This is a genomic window from Enterobacter sp. V89_11 (assembly GCF_029967775.1).
In the GTDB taxonomy this organism is placed as follows: domain Bacteria; phylum Pseudomonadota; class Gammaproteobacteria; order Enterobacterales; family Enterobacteriaceae; genus Enterobacter; species Enterobacter ludwigii.
Map to the genome: position 1 here is coordinate 131,378 of NZ_JASCAN010000001.1, position 15,924 is coordinate 147,301.

At 54.2% G+C, this 15,924-nt stretch carries 14 protein-coding genes; 6 read left to right on the forward strand and 8 right to left on the reverse strand.

The window, feature by feature from the left end:
* Positions 1-44: 44 nt before the first annotated feature.
* Entirely contained in the window at positions 45-617 is a 573-nt protein-coding gene (locus QLG09_RS00570) for a DedA family protein (protein WP_014170892.1), read from the forward strand.
* Positions 618-659: 42 nt separating this feature from the next.
* Here the strand turns inward: QLG09_RS00570 and QLG09_RS00575 are convergent, their stop codons facing one another.
* The 7 genes from QLG09_RS00575 to dusC form a co-directional block, all read right to left on the reverse strand.
* Positions 660-1,424 (reverse strand): SDR family oxidoreductase, encoded by a 765-nt coding sequence (locus tag QLG09_RS00575; RefSeq protein WP_020883205.1) that lies wholly within the window; start codon positions 1,422-1,424, stop codon positions 660-662.
* Between the two features lie 50 nt (positions 1,425-1,474).
* Positions 1,475-2,884, reverse strand: coding sequence for a multidrug resistance outer membrane protein MdtQ (gene mdtQ / locus QLG09_RS00580; protein ID WP_049022982.1), 1,410 nt, complete (start codon positions 2,882-2,884; stop codon positions 1,475-1,477).
* 325 nt (positions 2,885-3,209) lie between these two features.
* Positions 3,210-4,604: a 6-phospho-beta-glucosidase gene (ascB, locus tag QLG09_RS00585; protein ID WP_049022983.1), complete on the reverse strand. Its 1,395-nt coding sequence runs from the start codon at positions 4,602-4,604 to the stop codon at positions 3,210-3,212.
* A 12-nt stretch (positions 4,605-4,616) separates the two neighbouring features.
* Entirely contained in the window at positions 4,617-6,470 is a 1,854-nt protein-coding gene (bglF, locus tag QLG09_RS00590; protein ID WP_049022984.1) for a PTS beta-glucoside transporter subunit IIABC, read from the reverse strand.
* A 136-nt stretch (positions 6,471-6,606) separates the two neighbouring features.
* Positions 6,607-7,440 carry a transcriptional antiterminator BglG gene (gene bglG / locus QLG09_RS00595; RefSeq protein WP_014170897.1) on the reverse strand — a complete coding sequence of 278 codons (834 nt, stop codon included), beginning with the start codon at positions 7,438-7,440 and terminating at the stop codon, positions 6,607-6,609.
* Positions 7,441-7,606: 166 nt separating this feature from the next.
* Positions 7,607-8,965 (reverse strand): carbohydrate porin, encoded by a 1,359-nt coding sequence (locus tag QLG09_RS00600; protein ID WP_282488670.1) that lies wholly within the window; start codon positions 8,963-8,965, stop codon positions 7,607-7,609.
* Positions 8,966-9,275: 310 nt separating this feature from the next.
* On the reverse strand, positions 9,276-10,208 hold the full coding sequence (gene dusC, locus QLG09_RS00605; protein WP_049022986.1) for a tRNA dihydrouridine(16) synthase DusC: 933 nt from the start codon (positions 10,206-10,208) through the stop codon (positions 9,276-9,278).
* Between the two features lie 194 nt (positions 10,209-10,402).
* Here dusC and QLG09_RS00610 point away from each other — a divergent pair, with 194 nt between their 5' ends.
* The 5 genes from QLG09_RS00610 (at position 10,403) to QLG09_RS00630 (ending at position 14,864) form a co-directional block, all read left to right on the forward strand.
* A complete protein-coding gene (locus QLG09_RS00610) occupies positions 10,403-10,801 on the forward strand; it encodes a CidA/LrgA family protein (RefSeq protein ID WP_020883202.1) in 399 nt (132 codons plus the stop codon).
* Complete coding sequence (locus QLG09_RS00615) at positions 10,798-11,493, forward strand: CidB/LrgB family autolysis modulator (protein ID WP_014170901.1); 696 nt, start codon at positions 10,798-10,800, stop codon at positions 11,491-11,493. Before QLG09_RS00610 ends, QLG09_RS00615 begins: the two co-directional genes overlap by 4 nt.
* Before the next feature lie 129 nt (positions 11,494-11,622).
* Positions 11,623-12,507, forward strand: a complete 885-nt coding sequence (gene cdd / locus QLG09_RS00620) for a cytidine deaminase (protein WP_047955879.1) — start codon at positions 11,623-11,625, stop codon at positions 12,505-12,507.
* 127 nt (positions 12,508-12,634) lie between these two features.
* On the forward strand, positions 12,635-13,354 hold the full coding sequence (gene sanA, locus QLG09_RS00625; RefSeq protein ID WP_014170903.1) for an outer membrane permeability protein SanA: 720 nt from the start codon (positions 12,635-12,637) through the stop codon (positions 13,352-13,354).
* Positions 13,355-13,475: 121 nt separating this feature from the next.
* A complete protein-coding gene (locus QLG09_RS00630; protein ID WP_049023022.1) occupies positions 13,476-14,864 on the forward strand; it encodes a glutamine synthetase family protein in 1,389 nt (462 codons plus the stop codon).
* 49 nt (positions 14,865-14,913) lie between these two features.
* Here QLG09_RS00630 and mglC read toward each other — a convergent pair whose 3' ends face one another.
* Positions 14,914-15,924: a galactose/methyl galactoside ABC transporter permease MglC gene (gene mglC / locus QLG09_RS00635; RefSeq protein WP_014170905.1), complete on the reverse strand. Its 1,011-nt coding sequence runs from the start codon at positions 15,922-15,924 to the stop codon at positions 14,914-14,916.

Consider the following 15,924-nt stretch of genomic DNA (forward strand, 5'->3'; position numbering starts at 1 on the left):
TATATGATTAAACGAGGCATAATAAGGGAGATGACGTTGACGTAATGGATATCAACAGTCTTATTGAACAATATGGATACGCTGCACTGGTCGTTGGCAGCGTGGCGGAAGGAGAAACCATCACGCTGCTCGGCGGGGTGGCCGCGCATCAGGGGTTACTCAAATTCCCACTCGTTGTTGCCGCAGTCGCACTCGGTGGGATGATTGGCGATCAGCTGCTCTACTTTCTGGGACTGCGCTTTGGCCCCACGCTTTTGAAGCGCTTTTCAAAGCACCGCAAGAAAATTCACCGTGCCCAACGGCTTATCCAGCGTCACCCTTACCTGTTCGTGATTGGCACCCGTTTTATGTACGGCTTTCGGATTATCGGCCCAATACTGATTGGCGCCAGCCATTTACCGCCGAAAATTTTCCTGCCGCTGAACATTCTTGGCGCGATTGCCTGGGCCCTGATCTTTACCACGCTCGGTTATGTGGGTGGAGAAGTGATTGGTCCGTGGTTGCATAATGTTGACCAGCATCTGAAGCACTGGGCATGGGTTATCCTGATTGTCGTGGCGGTAATTGCGGTCCGGCTGTGGCTGAAGCATCGGGAAAAGACGCGGGATGAAGAGTAAGTGCAATGGCGCCCTCTCGCACAAAGAGAGGGCGAAAAGTTTCTACCCGGCGGGCTTAAATTGCGGATTCGCCAGCATAAAACCGCCGTCGACAATAAATGATTGCCCGGTAGCATAGCTGGCGTCACCGTCACACAGCCACGCCACCAGGCTGGCAATCTCTTTGGTATGCCCCGGCCGCGCGAGCGGGATCGCGGGCATCGAACCGGCCTTCACTTCACTGTCGTCCATATCATTCATTGGCGTGGCAATGGCTCCTGGCGCAACGGCATTCACAAGGATGTTATGCTCGACCAGCTCCAGCGCCATGGATTTGGTTAATCCGCCCAGGGCATGCTTGGCCGCCGTATACGCACTGGCATCCGGTAAAGGCGTGTGTTCATGCACCGAGGTAATGTTCACAATTCGCCCCCCTTCTCCCTGCTTCACCATTTGACGCGCAGCGATCTGTGAACAGAGAAACGCGCCATCCACGTCAACGGTAAAAATCCCCCGCCACTCCTCAAACGGCATGTCGAGAAACGGCGCTTTGGTCATCGCCCCGGCATTGTTGACCAGCACGTCCAGCCGACCAAAGCGCGTAATTAACGTTTCAATGGCCTGCGCGCCCTGCGGGAGAGTGCTTAAATCAAGTTGAACCGCCTCTGCACGCCGGCCCTTCGCCTCGACTTCGCGGCAGGTTTCCAGCGCACCTTTTTCGTCAGAATGCCAGGTGACGCCGATATCAAACCCTCGTTCAGCCAGCATCAGGGCTGTGGTTTTCCCAATCCCGGAATCCGATGCGGTAACAATCGCGACTTTGGTCATACTCACCTCCAGAAAAGCTGCAAAGAGGTAAGTATAGATAATCGCGCTTTTTAGCCCTGATGATAGCCTCCCCCCAGCGCCGAGGTCAGCTGCAGCGTGGCGTCAACGTACTGGCCTTTGAGCATCACCCCGGTGAGCTGCTCCCTGAGGGCCGGTATTCTGGCCTCACTTACGCGGGAGCCGGGGATAATGCCGGCGCGAAAGCGGGCCTGAGCCAGTGCAACAACGCGGGCAGCCTCTTTTTCGACACGCTGCTGGTGCTGGTTTTTGGCGGTCAGTGTTTCGACTTCGCTGGCCGTGCGCGCCACCTGATTCACCGCATCCACCACCGCTTTGTTATAACGCGCGACGGAGAGATTGTTCTGCGCCTGGGCAATATCCAGTTCGGCGTTTAGCCTGCCGCTGTCGAAAATGGGCAGCGTCAGCCCGGCGGTGACGCCCATCTGCTGCGCAGAAGAGCGGAACAAATCGCTCAGGTGCAGGGCATCCTGCTGTAAGAAAGCCATCAGATTCACATCGGGATAGAACGCTGCTCTGGCGGCCTCAACGTCACTCATGGAGGCCTCGATATACCAGCGAGCCTCCTGCAAATCCGGTCGACGTGCCAGCAGTTCATACCCCAGCGTGGCCGGGAGCGAGGCTTCTACTGTGGGTAAGGCGTGGCGTGTAAGCGTCACTGAGGAGGTGTTCGTCAGGGCGCTCAGACGCGCCTCAACGGCTTTCATTTTTCCGTTCACTTCTGCCAGCTGCTCGTCAGTTTTGCTGGCGTTGATGTCGGTCTCGACGCCCTCAACGGAAGAGGTGATCCCATGCTGATACAATTCGCGGTCGGCTGCAATAATCGTGTCCTGCTGGTGTTTAATCTCCGTGAGGACATCCCCCACCGCGGCCTGGGTTTGCCACGCCCAGTAAAGACGTGCGACGCTGCTGGCAAGCAGTTGCCGGGTCTGCTCAAGCTCCGCTTTTTGCGCGTTTACCCGGCCAATTCGGGCTTCAACCCGTGCACGATTTTTCCCCCACAAATCGAGATCCCAGCCCGCGCTCAGACCAAAAGTACCGTTGGTGTACCACGGCCCGGTGGTTCCCGCCGCCGGATCGGTTATCGCAAAGGGCCCCATCAGCCCCTCGGCCGACATTTTTTGCCGTTCAGCATCCGCTGAGAAATCAATTTCCGGCCCTCCGGCGGCCAGGGTGGCTTTTGCCTGCGCTTCCGCCAGCGTGATGCGCTGACGGGCAATTTGCATATCCGGCGCATCGTTCAGCGCCTTCGCAATCAGCGAATTGAGTTCAGGATCGTTATACGTTTTCCACCATGCATCTTTCGGCCACGCGGTATGGCTCAGCGTAGTATTCACCGCAGCCGTTGTTGATTGCATATTTACAGGGGAAACCGAGGCATGTTCCGGCGCGCAGGCCACCAGAATAAAAACCAGGGGAATACTCAGAGATAAAGGTTTCATTACGCCATTCACGCGAAAAATAAAGGCGCAACTTACGCCAGACGTCGCTCTTTTTTTTAGTAACGCGTGGCAACCCGCAATTTGTCATACATTTTCATACTCAGAAAATTATTCATCATAAGAATGAATTAAATGAGTGAATTCATCTTCATTATAAATTCACTGCTACACTTACTTTCGACAAACAGACGCAGGAGAAGCGAATGAAAATATTACTGTGGGTTATTTTAATTATATTTCTGATAGGGCTGCTGGTGGTAACCGGTGTATTCAAGATGATTTTCTGATTTCATTGCCCGGCTCAGCGCCGGGCAAATTCACATCATTATGCTTTCAGGGAAGCGCCTTTTGTGGCAATAACCTCTTTATACCAGTAGAAGCTTTTCTTACGACTGCGCGCTAACGTCCCTTTTCCACTGTCATCACGATCGACATAAATAAAGCCATAGCGTTTTGAGAGTTCTGCTTTAGACGCACTGACCAGATCGATCGGCCCCCAACTGGTGTAACCCATTACCTCCACACCATCTTCAATGGCTTCACGCACCTGTACCAGGTGGTCGTTAAGGTAGCTAATGCGGTAATCATCCTGCACTACGCCGTCAGCATCCGGCGTGTCTTTCGCGCCCAGACCGTTTTCCACGATAAACAGCGGCTTTTGATAGCGATCCCAGAGCACGTTCAGCAGAGTACGCAGGCCGACAGGGTCAATCTGCCAGCCCCACTCGGAACTAGCCAGATGCGGGTTAGGTACCATACTAAGGATATTGCCCCGAGCCTGCTGATTAAGCGCCTCATCCGCGGTGACACATCCCGTCATGTAGTAACTGAACGAGATAAAATCGACGGTCGATTTCAACGCCTCACGATCGGCATCGGTAATATCAATCTGGATATCGTTATCGCGGAAGAAGCGCTGCATATACCCCGGATAAACACCACGGCACTGCACGTCGCCAAAGAATTGCCAGGCGCGGTTTTCCTGCAGTGTTTCCAGGATATCTTCCGGCTTGCAGGTCAGCGGATACATCAGCCCGCCCAGCAACATGTTGCCAATCCGGGCGTCTGCAATGATCTCATGGCAGGCTTTCACTGCCAGCGCGCTAGCCACCAGTTGATGATGGATAGCCTGATACACCTCACCTTTGCTGCTGGTTTCCGGCAGACCGACGCCGGTCATCGGTGCATGCAGAGACATATTGATCTCATTGAACGTCAGCCACAGCTTTACCTTCGTTTTGTAGCGCGTAAATACGATACGGGCATAGCGCTCAAAGAACCCAATGGTCTGACGGCTGGCCCAGCCTCCGTACTGCTTCACCAACCCCCACGGCATTTCGTAATGCGACAGTGTGACAAGCGGCGTGATGTTGTGCGCGGCCAGTTCGTCAAACAACTTGTCGTAAAAAGCCAGCCCCGCTTCGTTAGGGTGCTGCTCGTCGCCGTTCGGGAAAATGCGTGTCCAGGCAATGGAAACGCGCAGGCAGCTAAAGCCCATCTCGGCGAACAGTTTGATGTCCTCGGGGTATCGATGATAGAAATCAATCGCGACATCCTTGATGCCGCTGTCGCCCTCGACGCGCTCAACCACCGGGCCAAAAACTCCCTGCGGCTGAACGTCAGAGGTGGACAACCCTTTACCGTCTTCCCGATAAGCGCCTTCTACCTGATTCGCGGCAACCGCACCGCCCCATAAAAAATCATCCGGGAAAGTCTTCATTCCATTCTCCTGTTATTGATGGTTTACGCTGAGTAACGGTGCTCCCGCATTCACGGAGGTTGCCGCCACGGTCACCACTTCGCGGTACTCGTCGCTATTACTGATAATAATCGGGGTCGCCAGGTCGTATCCGGCATCGATAATCGCCTGACGATCAAACTCCAGCAGCAGATCCCCCGGCTGTACCTTGTCCCCCACCTTCACATGAGCGGTAAATGGCTTGCCGTCGAGCTTCACGGTGTCGATACCTACGTGGATTAACACTTCAATACCGTTGTCACTGAGCAGGCCGATGGCGTGTTTGGTCTGGAAAAGCGAAGCTACAACGCCAGCAAAAGGGGAAACCACTTTGTTATCTGAAGGAATAATGGCAACCCCGCTGCCCAGCAGGCCGCTGGCAAAGGTGGTATCCGGCACGTGATCGAGCGCCAGAACGGTACCGGTCATCGGGGATAACACGTCGTTTTCCCCGACCGACACTGCAGAATCAGGCATTGTGCGCCCCGGCATACCGGCCACCAGCGTCAGGCCACAGCTCAGTACCAGCGCAACCACCGTACCAATAACGCCGCCCCACAGCGTGGCATTCACCCCACCCGGCGGGATCATTTGTGCGATGGTAAAGATATTCGCGAAGCCGAAGGAATAAACGTGGGTATCGCTGAAGCCGACAATCGCCCCGCCGATAGCACCAGCGACACAACCAAAGATAAACGGACGGCGCAGCGGCAGGTTTACGCCATACACGGCTGGCTCGGTGATGCCAAAGATCCCGGCCGTGACGGATGAGCCTGCCAGCATTTTCTGGCGGGCATCGTGGGTACGCAGGAAAATGCCCAGCGCCGCACCCACCTGACCAAATACTGCTGGCAGCAACATGGGCAGCATCGAGTCATGCCCCAGTACCGCCAGGTTATTAATCATCAGCGGCACCAGCCCCCAGTGCAGGCCAAAAATTACGCATACCTGCCACAGTGCCCCCATTGCCGCCCCCGCCAGCCACGGTGCCAGCACATAGATCCCCTGATAGCTGTTCGCCAGTATCTGACTCAGCCAGGTCGCCAGCGGACCAATGACCAGGAACGTCAGTGGAACAGTAACGCCTAAACAGATCAGCGGAGCGAAGAAGTTTTTCATCGATGATGGCAGCCACCTGGTGCTCTGCTTTTCCAGCCAGCAGCTTACCCACGAAGCGAGAATAATCGGGATCACCGATGTGCTGTAGTTGAACCAGGTAACCGGAATACCAAGAAAGGCTTCCGATACCGCCCCCGGCTGTTGGCTCGCATTAAAGGCGGCGATCATCATCGGATGGGTAAGCGCCCCGCCGATCACCATGGTAATAAACGGGTTGCCGCCGAATTTTTTCCCGGCCGTATAGCCCAGCACCAGCGGGAAGAAGAAGAACAGCGCGTCGCTTGCGGCAAACCAGATTTTATAGGTGCCACTTTCAGTCGTGAGCCAGCCGCAAACCACGGCCAGCGCAAGCAGCCCTTTTAAAATACCGGACGCAGCAAGGATGCCAATAAACGGCGTGAAGATCCCGGAAACGATGTCGATCAGACGGCCCAGCAGGTTGCCTTTTTCCATCTTATCGTCCACCACAGGGGTATCATCTGTCAGCCCTGCTTCCTTGCGTACCGCCAGCCACACATCATGCACATGGTTACCAATCACGACCTGAAACTGACCGCCGCTTTCGACTACCATGATCACCCCCGGGTTTTTCTTTAACCCTTCCGCATCCGCTTTTTGATTCTCTTTCAGTTTGAAGCGAAGTCGGGTGGCGCAGTGAACAAGGCTGACGATGTTCTCTTTCCCGCCAACGTGCCCGAGAATATCCTGTGCTAAAGCCTGGTATTCCATCTCGATTTCCTTACATCCGATGCCCGAAGGCACCTGTTGACTGAGTACAAAATAAAAAAACCCGAGAACGGTCTTTTTTCAAAGACCGCACCCGGGTTTTGCCTGCATTATGCAGTAACAATCCCATTGTTGAGGCTTAGCGCCCCTCTTTTCTTACCCGCTCAATATGAATCGCGAGGAACATAATTTCTTCGGTTGTCAGCTCACGCTGATAGCTCTTATTCAGATGCTGCGCGATTTTCTCTGCGCATTTCCAGGCTTTCGCGTAATTGTCCTTTACCGCCGTATGCAACGAAACATCATCATCTTCTACCACGGTGCGGGTAAGCATCCGCTGAGCAAAAAATTTCAGATGGGTGACAAAACGCTGATAACTGAGCGACTCTTCGTCATACTCAAGCTGTAGCTGATACTTCACCAGTTGCAGGATCTCCTGCATCACCCGCGTCACGTGCATCACTTCCGGCATTTCGCTATTCAGTTGCGCCGTCACCAGATGCAGCGCGATAAACCCGGCTTCATCCTCCTCGAGTTCAACATTCAGGCGTTTGGCGATAATGGCCCGCGCCTCCTGCCCTAATTCGAACTCCTTCGGATAGAGACGTTTAATATCCCACAGCAGCACATTTTTGATTGCCAGCCCTTTCTTTTGGCGTTCAATCGCAAAGTAGCAGTGGTCCGTTAAGGTGATATACAAACTGTCCTGCAGTTTCCCCAGCCGCTGCGCTGCCTGCCCAATAATGCAGTCACAGGTGGTCATCACCTCAAGCGGGATCTGGCTCAGCAGCTCTCCGAGTCGACGCATCAACTCATCGCTTTGTAATGCAAACACCTTTTCAATAAGCGCGGTATCCAGTTCATCACCGACGCGTTTCTGGAACCCCAGCCCACGCCCCATCACGACCTGTTCACATCCGCGTTCATCCTGAACAACCACCACATTATTATTAAGAATTTTGGCGATTTTCATCGGAACCCCAGAAACAAAAAAACCTGACCTCCGGCAGATGCCAGAAAATCAGGTTTTGCCTGCCTAAGCAGTAACAATCCAGTTCTGGCACTCTATCAGTTTCATTCGTAGCCTCAATATGTCACGAGTAAGAAACGTGACGCAGATCGAACTTGCGACGGTGATCTCAGAAGGTCACCACCGTTTTCAGCTCAGTTACCCAGGCATCCTGCGTGCGGGAAACCCCACCAGGATGGTGCCAGTATTGGATGCCCGGCTGTAGCTCCAGCCATGACAGCGGACGAAAGCGATAGTAGAACTCACCGTTCAGCGAATGGTCCGGCACAGGATGGTATGCCGGATCGTTATAATCGGAAGCCCCGCTCAGGCTGTTCAGGTAACGTTGGTTGCGTGCGTACTGGCTGCTCATATCAATCCAGGTCAGACCGAAGCCAATCCAGTCTTGTGGACGCGCATCAAACAACCCACGGTATCGCAGTGAGGCAGAGTATACCTGGTGCATAGAGTTCGTGCGTTGATCGGCAAGACTCATGCTGAAAGAGGCGCTCAACCCACGATTCGGATCATTTTGATGTTGGGTCAGTTGCTGGTTTAGCCCGGCATACATAAACCAGGTGCGGTTGTGCTTATCAAATCCATCCGGGTCGCTCGCACCCGCCCCACCGGATTTACCCCGGTAAAAATCGGTTTGCGGCGCATTGGTAAACACTACGCCCAGATTGTACGCGCCCGGCAGACCGTTGATATGCGGACGCGCTTCGATTTCAACCGGGAGTAATATTCCTTTACTGCCCTTTGTTGACCAGCTCCAGGCATGACTACGGCTTGACGCGTCCGGGTTTTGCTCCATCACACCGCCTTTTATGGTCAGCGTGGGCGTTACTTTATACGCTAGCGTGGAGCCCCAGGTATGCACGTTCCAGTTGTTCCAGGTCAGTGAGTTGGCAGATTTCCCGCCGCACTGCGAGAGCAACTGGAAGTCACACGGAATGATTTGATCAAAGGTTTGCACTTTGTTCATCATCCCGATGCGCCAGGTCAGACGCCGATCGTCAAAACTGCGGGCAAAGGTGAGCCAGCCCAGGCGGGTAATGGACTGCCCTCCCCAGCTTTCCTGGGTCAGGTCGTTAAAGTTAACGCGCGGATCCTGAACACGCCTGGTGGTGAGATCGTCATTGTGATTACGGTTGACGATATTTCCTTCGATCTGCGCATCCGGCACGCCTGTCCAGCGCTCCAGATCCTGATTAAAGGTCAGCGCAAACTGATCAATATACGCCACGTGAGAATCATGGTTATAGCCGCCACCTCCGTTCCAGGCGATTTCGTTCAGATAGCCCAGATTATAAGTAAACCCGTTATCGTTAATGATCTTGCGGATGCCGCCCATATCGCCCAGGAGAGGGTCCGGTGGCGCTTCAAAACCTAACACCGTTCCATTCCATTCCTGTGCCCCTGATAAAGAGGGGAATGTTATTAAGGCGAGCGCGCACAGTGTAGTGTGTATATTTTTATATGCCATCATAACAACCTGTGAGTGAGTATTGAGTGCGTAAGCCGTCGCAGGAAAATTCTCTTTTCCTGTCGCGATTTAATTATTCATTTCAGTGAAAGACGTCAGTAAAAATTGTTAAGCCAAATTTCTCTCCTGCGTAAATGACAGGCAAAAAAAAACCTAAGCGCTCCACAGCGATACGTGCTGTGAAACGCTTAGGTTTTGCCTGTTAACCAGTAACAATCCTGCGTTGAATACAGTGGCACCTTAACATCGTGGCGTCACGTTGAAAACCTGCTTTGTTTTATATTTTAAAAAAGTGTGAGCAAATTAACGCTTATTATTTGGACTGAATCACCCGTGCAATATCAGCGGAAGTCTGCAGCGTGCGGATCTCCTGAAATAACCCCAGCGCTTCACTGTACTCTTTGCGTAAATAACTGAGCCACTGCTTAATTCGCGCGACGTGATATAACCCGGTATCACCCTGTTTTTCGAGGCGGCTGTATTTTTTCAGTAGCGTGACCACATCAGCCCACGGCATACGTGGTTCGTTATATTTAATCACCCGGCTGAGGTTTGGTACGTTAAGCGCGCCGCGGCCAATCATCACCGCATCGCAGCCAGTCTCTTTCAGGCACGCCTGCGCGCTTTCGTAATCCCAGATTTCCCCGTTGGCAATAACGGGAATGGTGAGTCTTTTGCGGATCTCGCCAATCGCCTGCCAGTTAATACGTTCGGCTTTATAGCCATCTTCTTTGGTGCGGCCATGCACCACCAGCTCAGTGGACCCGGCCTGCTGCACGGCATCGGCAATCTCAAATTGACGCGCGTCGCTGTCCCATCCAAGACGCACCTTTACCGTCACCGGCAGATGCGACGGTACAGCCTCACGCATGGCTTTTGCGCCACGGTAAATCAGCTCCGGATCTTTCAGCAAGGTGGCACCGCCACCGCTGCCATTCACCAGTTTGGATGGGCAACCGCAGTTGAGATCAACCCCAAAGGAACCAAGCTCTACGGCACGAGCCGCGTTCTCCGCCAGCCATTCGGGATACTGACCCAGTAGCTGAATGCGCACCAGCGTGCCGGAAGAGGTGCGGCTCTGATGATGCAGTTCCGGGCAAAGGCGATAGAATGATTTTACTGGCAACAACATATCGACCACGCGCAAAAACTCCGTCACGCAGAGATCGTAGTCGTTCACCTCGGTCAGAAGCTCGCGCACGAGAGAGTCGAGCACGCCTTCCATTGGGGCCAGTAAAACACGCATAGCAGTACCTGTGAAAAAAGACGCGCTATAGTAGCCGCTCTCCCGGCGTGAGGAAAGCCCGGCGGTTAACCCGGTGAGGTTATACCAGACGTTCCATTTCGGAATGTCTGGTATGCTCAAAATTCATGATGTGATCCGTGGCACATTTTTAGGTTTAATTGTATGATGAATGCGTTTCATCAAGGACTTTCACCATGAGAAAATCATTGAACATTATCTGGCAATATCTTCGCGCATTCGTCCTGATTTACGCCTGCCTGTATGCCGGAATCTTTATCGCATCCCTGCTTCCCATCACCATTCCCGGCAGCATCATCGGAATGTTGATCCTCTTTGTTTTGCTGGCATTGCAAATTCTGCCTGCCAGATGGGTTAACCCTGGCTGCTTTGTCCTTATTCGCTATATGGCGCTGCTGTTCGTGCCTATCGGCGTCGGGGTTATGCAGTATTTTGATTTGCTCCAGGCGCAGTTCGGACCCATTGTGGTCTCCTGCGCGGTCAGTACGCTGGTGGTTTTCCTGGTAGTAAGCTGGAGTTCGCATCTGGTGCATGGCGAACGTAAAGTGGTTGGGCAGAAAGGAACAAAACAATGATGGCCAATATCTGGTGGTCGCTGCCGTTAACGCTGGCAGTGTTCTTCGCCGCACGCAAACTCGCCGCGCGTTTCAAAATGCCGTTACTTAATCCGCTGCTGGTGGCGATGGTGGTGATTATCCCGTTCCTGCTTCTCACCGGCATTCCTTATGAACGCTACTTTGCCGGCAGCAAAATTTTGAACGACCTTCTGCAGCCCGCCGTGGTGGCGCTCGCCTTTCCTTTATATGAGCAATTGCACCAGATCCGCGCCCGCTGGAAATCCATCATTACCATCTGTTTTGTCGGGAGCCTGGTGGCGATGATCACCGGCACCTCGGTGGCGCTGCTGATGGGCGCGTCCCCGCAAATTGCGGCCTCTATTCTGCCTAAGTCGGTCACCACGCCTATTGCGATGGCCGTGGGCGGCAGCCTGGGGGGGATTCCGGCCATCAGCGCCATGTGTGTGATATTCGTGGGGATCCTCGGCGCGGTCTTTGGACATACCCTGCTGAATGCGATGCGTATCCACACCAAAGCGGCACGAGGTCTGGCGATGGGTACCGCGTCGCACGCCCTGGGCACCGCGCGCTGCGCTGAACTGGATTATCAGGAAGGGGCGTTTAGCTCACTCGCACTGGTGATCTGCGGGATTATCACCTCCCTGCTCGCACCGTTTATTTTCCCGCTGATTGTGGCGGTCATGGGTTAAAATTTGCGATGCGTCGCGCAAATTTCATTTTGTTTTCATAAGTTGCATACATAATGAGAAGTGGATCACATATAAAGCCCCAGCGGCTCCGTAAACTACCGATCCATTAACCTTTATGAGGCAAACGCCATGCATCCACGTTTTCAAGCTGCTTTCGCCCAGCTTGCAGAGAATGTGCAATCAGCTCTGGCCCCGATTCTGGCGGATGAGCATTTCCCGGCCCTGCTGACGGCTGAACACGTCACGGCACTGAAAGAAGCCACAGGGCTGGACGACGACGCGCTGGCCTTCGCGCTGCTGCCGCTGGCGGCGGCCTGCGCCCGCGCCGATCTTTCTCATTTCAACGTCGGTGCAATTGCACGCGGCGTAAGCGGAACCTGGTACTTCGGTGGCAACATGGAGTTCCTCGGCGCGACCATGCAGCAGACCGTTCACGCGGAACAAAGCGCCATCAGCCACGCCTGGCTGCGCGGTGAACAAGCGCTGAGCGCCATTACCGTTAACTACACCCCTTGCGGCCACTGCCGCCAGTTCATGAACGAGCTGAACAGCGGGCTGGCGTTACGCATCAATCTGCCAGGCCGTGCGCCGCATACCCTCGGGGATTACCTGCCTGACGCGTTTGGTCCGAAAGATCTCGACATCAAAACACTGCTGATGGATGAACAGGATCACGGTTTTGCCCTTTCCGGCGATGCGCTGAGCGAAGCCGCGATTCGTGCGGCGAACAAGAGCCACACGCCATACAGTCACTCCCCAAGCGGTGTGGCGCTACAGTGTCGTGATGGTCGCATCTTCACCGGCAGCTATGCCGAAAACGCCGCCTTTAACCCGACGCTGCCACCACTTCAGGGCGCCCTGAATTTGCTGAGCCTCAATGGCTATGACTACCCGGACATTCAGCGCGCTATTCTGGCAGAGAAAGCCGACGCGCCGTTGATCCAGTGGGATGCCACCGCCGCAACGCTGAAAGCGCTCGGCTGCTCAACTATTGACCGTGTTTTGCTTGCGTAATGCCTCCGGCGGGCAGAAATGCCCGCCGCTTTGCTGAAAAACCCCTCAGTTGATTCGCTGTTTCTTGCGCTAACCAGGCGGGTAAAGTAGCCTGAGTTAAATTTCACCTTCGGTACGAGCCATCTGCATGTTAAAGCGCGCTTTTTACAGCCTGTCTGTCCTGGTCGGCATACTGCTGTTGATCGTGCTGGGTCTTGATCGCTGGATGAGCTGGAAAACGGCTCCGTATATCTTTGACGACCTGCAGGACCTGCCCTATCGTCAGGTCGGCGTTGTGCTGGGTACCGCCAAGTATTACCGCACTGGGGTAATTAATCAGTATTACCGTTACCGCATTCAGGGCGCGCTGAACGCGTATAACAGCGGCAAAGTGAATTACCTGCTGCTGAGCGGCGATAATGCGCTGCAAAGCTATAACGAACCGGTCACCATGCGCAAAGACCTGATTGCCGCCGGCGTCGATCCGGCCGATATCGTGCTCGACTACGCCGGGTTCCGCACTCTGGATTCCATCGTGCGTACGCGCAAGGTTTTCGATACCAACGATTTCATCATCATCACCCAACGCTTCCACTGCGAACGGGCGCTGTTTATCGCACTGCATATGGGTATCCAGGCGCAGTGCTACGCCGTGCCGTCGCCAAAAGATATGCTGAGCGTCCGCGTACGTGAGTTTGGCGCGCGTTTTGGCGCTCTGGCCGATCTGTACATCTTCAAACGTGAACCGCGCTTTTTAGGTCCGCTGGTACCCATTCCGGCGATGCATGAAGTGCCGGAAGATGCGCAGGGCTACCCGGCCGTCACGCCAGAACAACTGCTTGATATGCAGAAAAAAGAGAAAAAATAGCCTCGCCTTTATACTTTCTTTATACCGGGCGTAACGCTTTTTATCCCGCCTTTACGCCGCCCCTTTTAAGCTGAGTTCACTGCCGCTACGGCTTCATTGAAGAATGACTATGAACTCAATAATGAATGCGTTTTTCCTGAAAAATATCCGCCCCTATTTTAACTTCCCGGGTTTATCACTTCCGACGGCGCTCAACGCTGGCCTCTGGCTTGATGACAAAATTGATGCCATGCAGCACAACCTCTCGCTGGAAGTGGCGGATTACCTGGAACGTTACCCGCAGACAAAACATATTGACGTTTACCTGAACGATATCAATGGCATTATGCGCGGCAAGCGGCTCTCGGTGGAAAGCATGCTGAATCTGGAAAAAGGCTGTTACTTCCCCCTCTCCGTCTACTCCATGGACCATAAAGGCAAAATAGCCGCCCCGATTGATGATGAGCCCGACCGGCTCTGCGTTCCCGTCGGCGGTTCCCTGCGCCCCTGTTCGCAAGACCCTCAGCATAACGCGCAGATCCTGCTGACCATGAAAGAGAGCGACGGCAAACCGTGCCCGCTTGAGCCAAGGGTGATATTGCAAAACGTTCTGGCTCGTTTCCATCAGCACGGGCTCTTCCCGGTGATTGCCCCGGAAATTGAGTTTTACCTGACCGGGCGTGGCACGCAGGATCCACAAAATCAGGGCTGCTTTCATATGGATACCTCAACGGCACACGCGGCACTGTTTGACGAGCTGGAGCAGCTGGCGCACCTGCAGCGTATCCCCCTGACCGGGATCGTGGCCGAAGCCGAATCTGGCCAGTTCGAGTTAAACCTGAAGCATAGCCATCGCGTCGTTGAAGTCTGCGATAACGTGCTGGCCCTGCGACGCCTGACCCGCTACGTTGCGGAGAAACAAGGTCTGCAGGCCAACTTTATGGCCAAACCGTTCAGCCAGCAGTCCGGCAGCGGTTTGCACTTCCATTTCAGCCTGAACGATATTCATGGCGAAAACGTATTCGCGTCACCGGTGGAAGCGCTGAACAGCATGATGCGCCTCTGCATCGCTGGCCAGCTGGCGCTGATGCCCGCCTCCATCGCCATTCTCGCCCCTGGCGTTAACGCATTCCGCCGCCTGCGTAAAAACCTCACGGAACCGCTATTTAACTCCTGGGGCTATAACACCCGCTCCGCCGCGCTGCGTATTCCCTGCTCTGATGACCATAACCGGCGTATTGAATACCGGCTGGCCGGGGCTGATGCCAACCCGTATCTGGTGGCGGCAACGCTTCTGAGCGGAATGCTGTACGGACTGGAAAATTTTGACGAGCAGGATTTACCTGAACCTCAGCAGGACGGGCCGGATCTGCCGCTGTTTCAGCAGGAGGCGATCGAGACATTTGCACGCTGTCAGTATCTTACCGACAGCCTGGGAGAGGCTTTTTCTCAACAGTGGGTTGCCTGCAAACTCTCCGAGCTCGACTGGTTCGAGAGCATCGTCACCCGGGAGGAGTCGAGTCTGGCATGAAGCACAAAAAAGCCCGCTCGATGAGCGGGCCAGGTAATGCCAGAGGCGATTATTTTTTACGCGCGTATTTGAGTGAATCCAGGGCGACCGCAAAGATGATGATGCCGCCTTTGATGATGTACTGCCAGTATGGGTTCACGCCGATGTAGGTCAGACCGTAGTTGATCACAGTAAAGATGATGACACCGGTTACCACGCCGAACACGGTACCCACGCCGCCGCTAAAGGAGACGCCGCCGACCACACAGGCTGCGATCGCATCCAGTTCGTACATGAAGCCCAGGTTGTTCGTTGCAGAGCCGATACGGCCCGCTTCCAGCATCCCACCAAAGGCGTAGAACACACCTGACAGGGCATAGATCATCAGCAGGTTCAGGGCAACGTTGACGCCGGACACTTTCGCCGCTTCCGGGTTACCGCCGATAGCGAAGATGTTTTTACCGAAGCGGGTTTTGTTCCACAGGATCCAGACAAAAGCGACGGCAATCAGGGCGTAGAAGGTAATGTACGACAGGCGGAAACTGCCCAGCGCGATAAACCCTTGCGTAAAGGTCGAGAACCCGCTGTCGAAGCCAGAGATTGGCGACGCCCCCACGAAGTCGTAGTACAGGGAGTTGATACCGTAAACGATGATCATCGTACCTAAGGTGGTGATAAATGGCGTCACGTTCAGGTAAGCGATAATGATGCCGTTAATCAGACCAATCACTGCGCCGATCGCACAGACAATCAGGATTACCACGAAAATGGGCATGGTCGCCATTTCCGGGAACACCTTGTTGGCGTTTTCCATCGACTGTAGCAGCGTTGCCGCGATAACCGCCGCGAGGCCAACCTGACGTCCCGCTGACAGGTCAGTCCCCTGCGTCACGATAAGTCCCGCCACGCCCAGCGCGATAATAATGCGCACGGAGGACTGGGTCAGGATGTTACTGAGGTTCAACAGGCTTAAGAACGTAGGGTCCTGGAAAATGATGATAGCCAGCAGTACTAAAAGAACAACGTAAATACCGCCTTCTTTCAGGTAAGTGAGAAAACTTTTTTTATTTAACGCACTCAT

Excerpts from the sequence above, each read along its gene's own strand:
- QLG09_RS00570 (WP_014170892.1), top strand. The coding sequence starts at position 45 with ATGGATATCAACAGTCTTATTGAACAATATGGATACGCTGCACTGGTC.
- QLG09_RS00575 (WP_020883205.1), bottom strand. The coding sequence starts at position 1,424 with ATGACCAAAGTCGCGATTGTTACCGCATCGGATTCCGGGATTGGGAAA.
- mdtQ (WP_049022982.1), bottom strand. The coding sequence starts at position 2,884 with ATGAAACCTTTATCTCTGAGTATTCCCCTGGTTTTTATTCTGGTGGCC.
- ascB (WP_049022983.1), bottom strand. The coding sequence starts at position 4,604 with ATGAAGACTTTCCCGGATGATTTTTTATGGGGCGGTGCGGTTGCCGCG.
- bglF (WP_049022984.1), bottom strand. The coding sequence starts at position 6,470 with ATGGAATACCAGGCTTTAGCACAGGATATTCTCGGGCACGTTGGCGGG.
- bglG (WP_014170897.1), bottom strand. The coding sequence starts at position 7,440 with ATGAAAATCGCCAAAATTCTTAATAATAATGTGGTGGTTGTTCAGGAT.
- QLG09_RS00600 (WP_282488670.1), bottom strand. The coding sequence starts at position 8,965 with ATGATGGCATATAAAAATATACACACTACACTGTGCGCGCTCGCCTTA.
- dusC (WP_049022986.1), bottom strand. The coding sequence starts at position 10,208 with ATGCGTGTTTTACTGGCCCCAATGGAAGGCGTGCTCGACTCTCTCGTG.
- QLG09_RS00610 (WP_020883202.1), top strand. The coding sequence starts at position 10,403 with ATGAGAAAATCATTGAACATTATCTGGCAATATCTTCGCGCATTCGTC.
- QLG09_RS00615 (WP_014170901.1), top strand. The coding sequence starts at position 10,798 with ATGATGGCCAATATCTGGTGGTCGCTGCCGTTAACGCTGGCAGTGTTC.
- cdd (WP_047955879.1), top strand. The coding sequence starts at position 11,623 with ATGCATCCACGTTTTCAAGCTGCTTTCGCCCAGCTTGCAGAGAATGTG.
- sanA (WP_014170903.1), top strand. The coding sequence starts at position 12,635 with ATGTTAAAGCGCGCTTTTTACAGCCTGTCTGTCCTGGTCGGCATACTG.
- QLG09_RS00630 (WP_049023022.1), top strand. The coding sequence starts at position 13,476 with ATGAATGCGTTTTTCCTGAAAAATATCCGCCCCTATTTTAACTTCCCG.
- mglC (WP_014170905.1), bottom strand. The coding sequence starts at position 15,924 with ATGAGTGCGTTAAATAAAAAAAGTTTTCTCACTTACCTGAAAGAAGGC.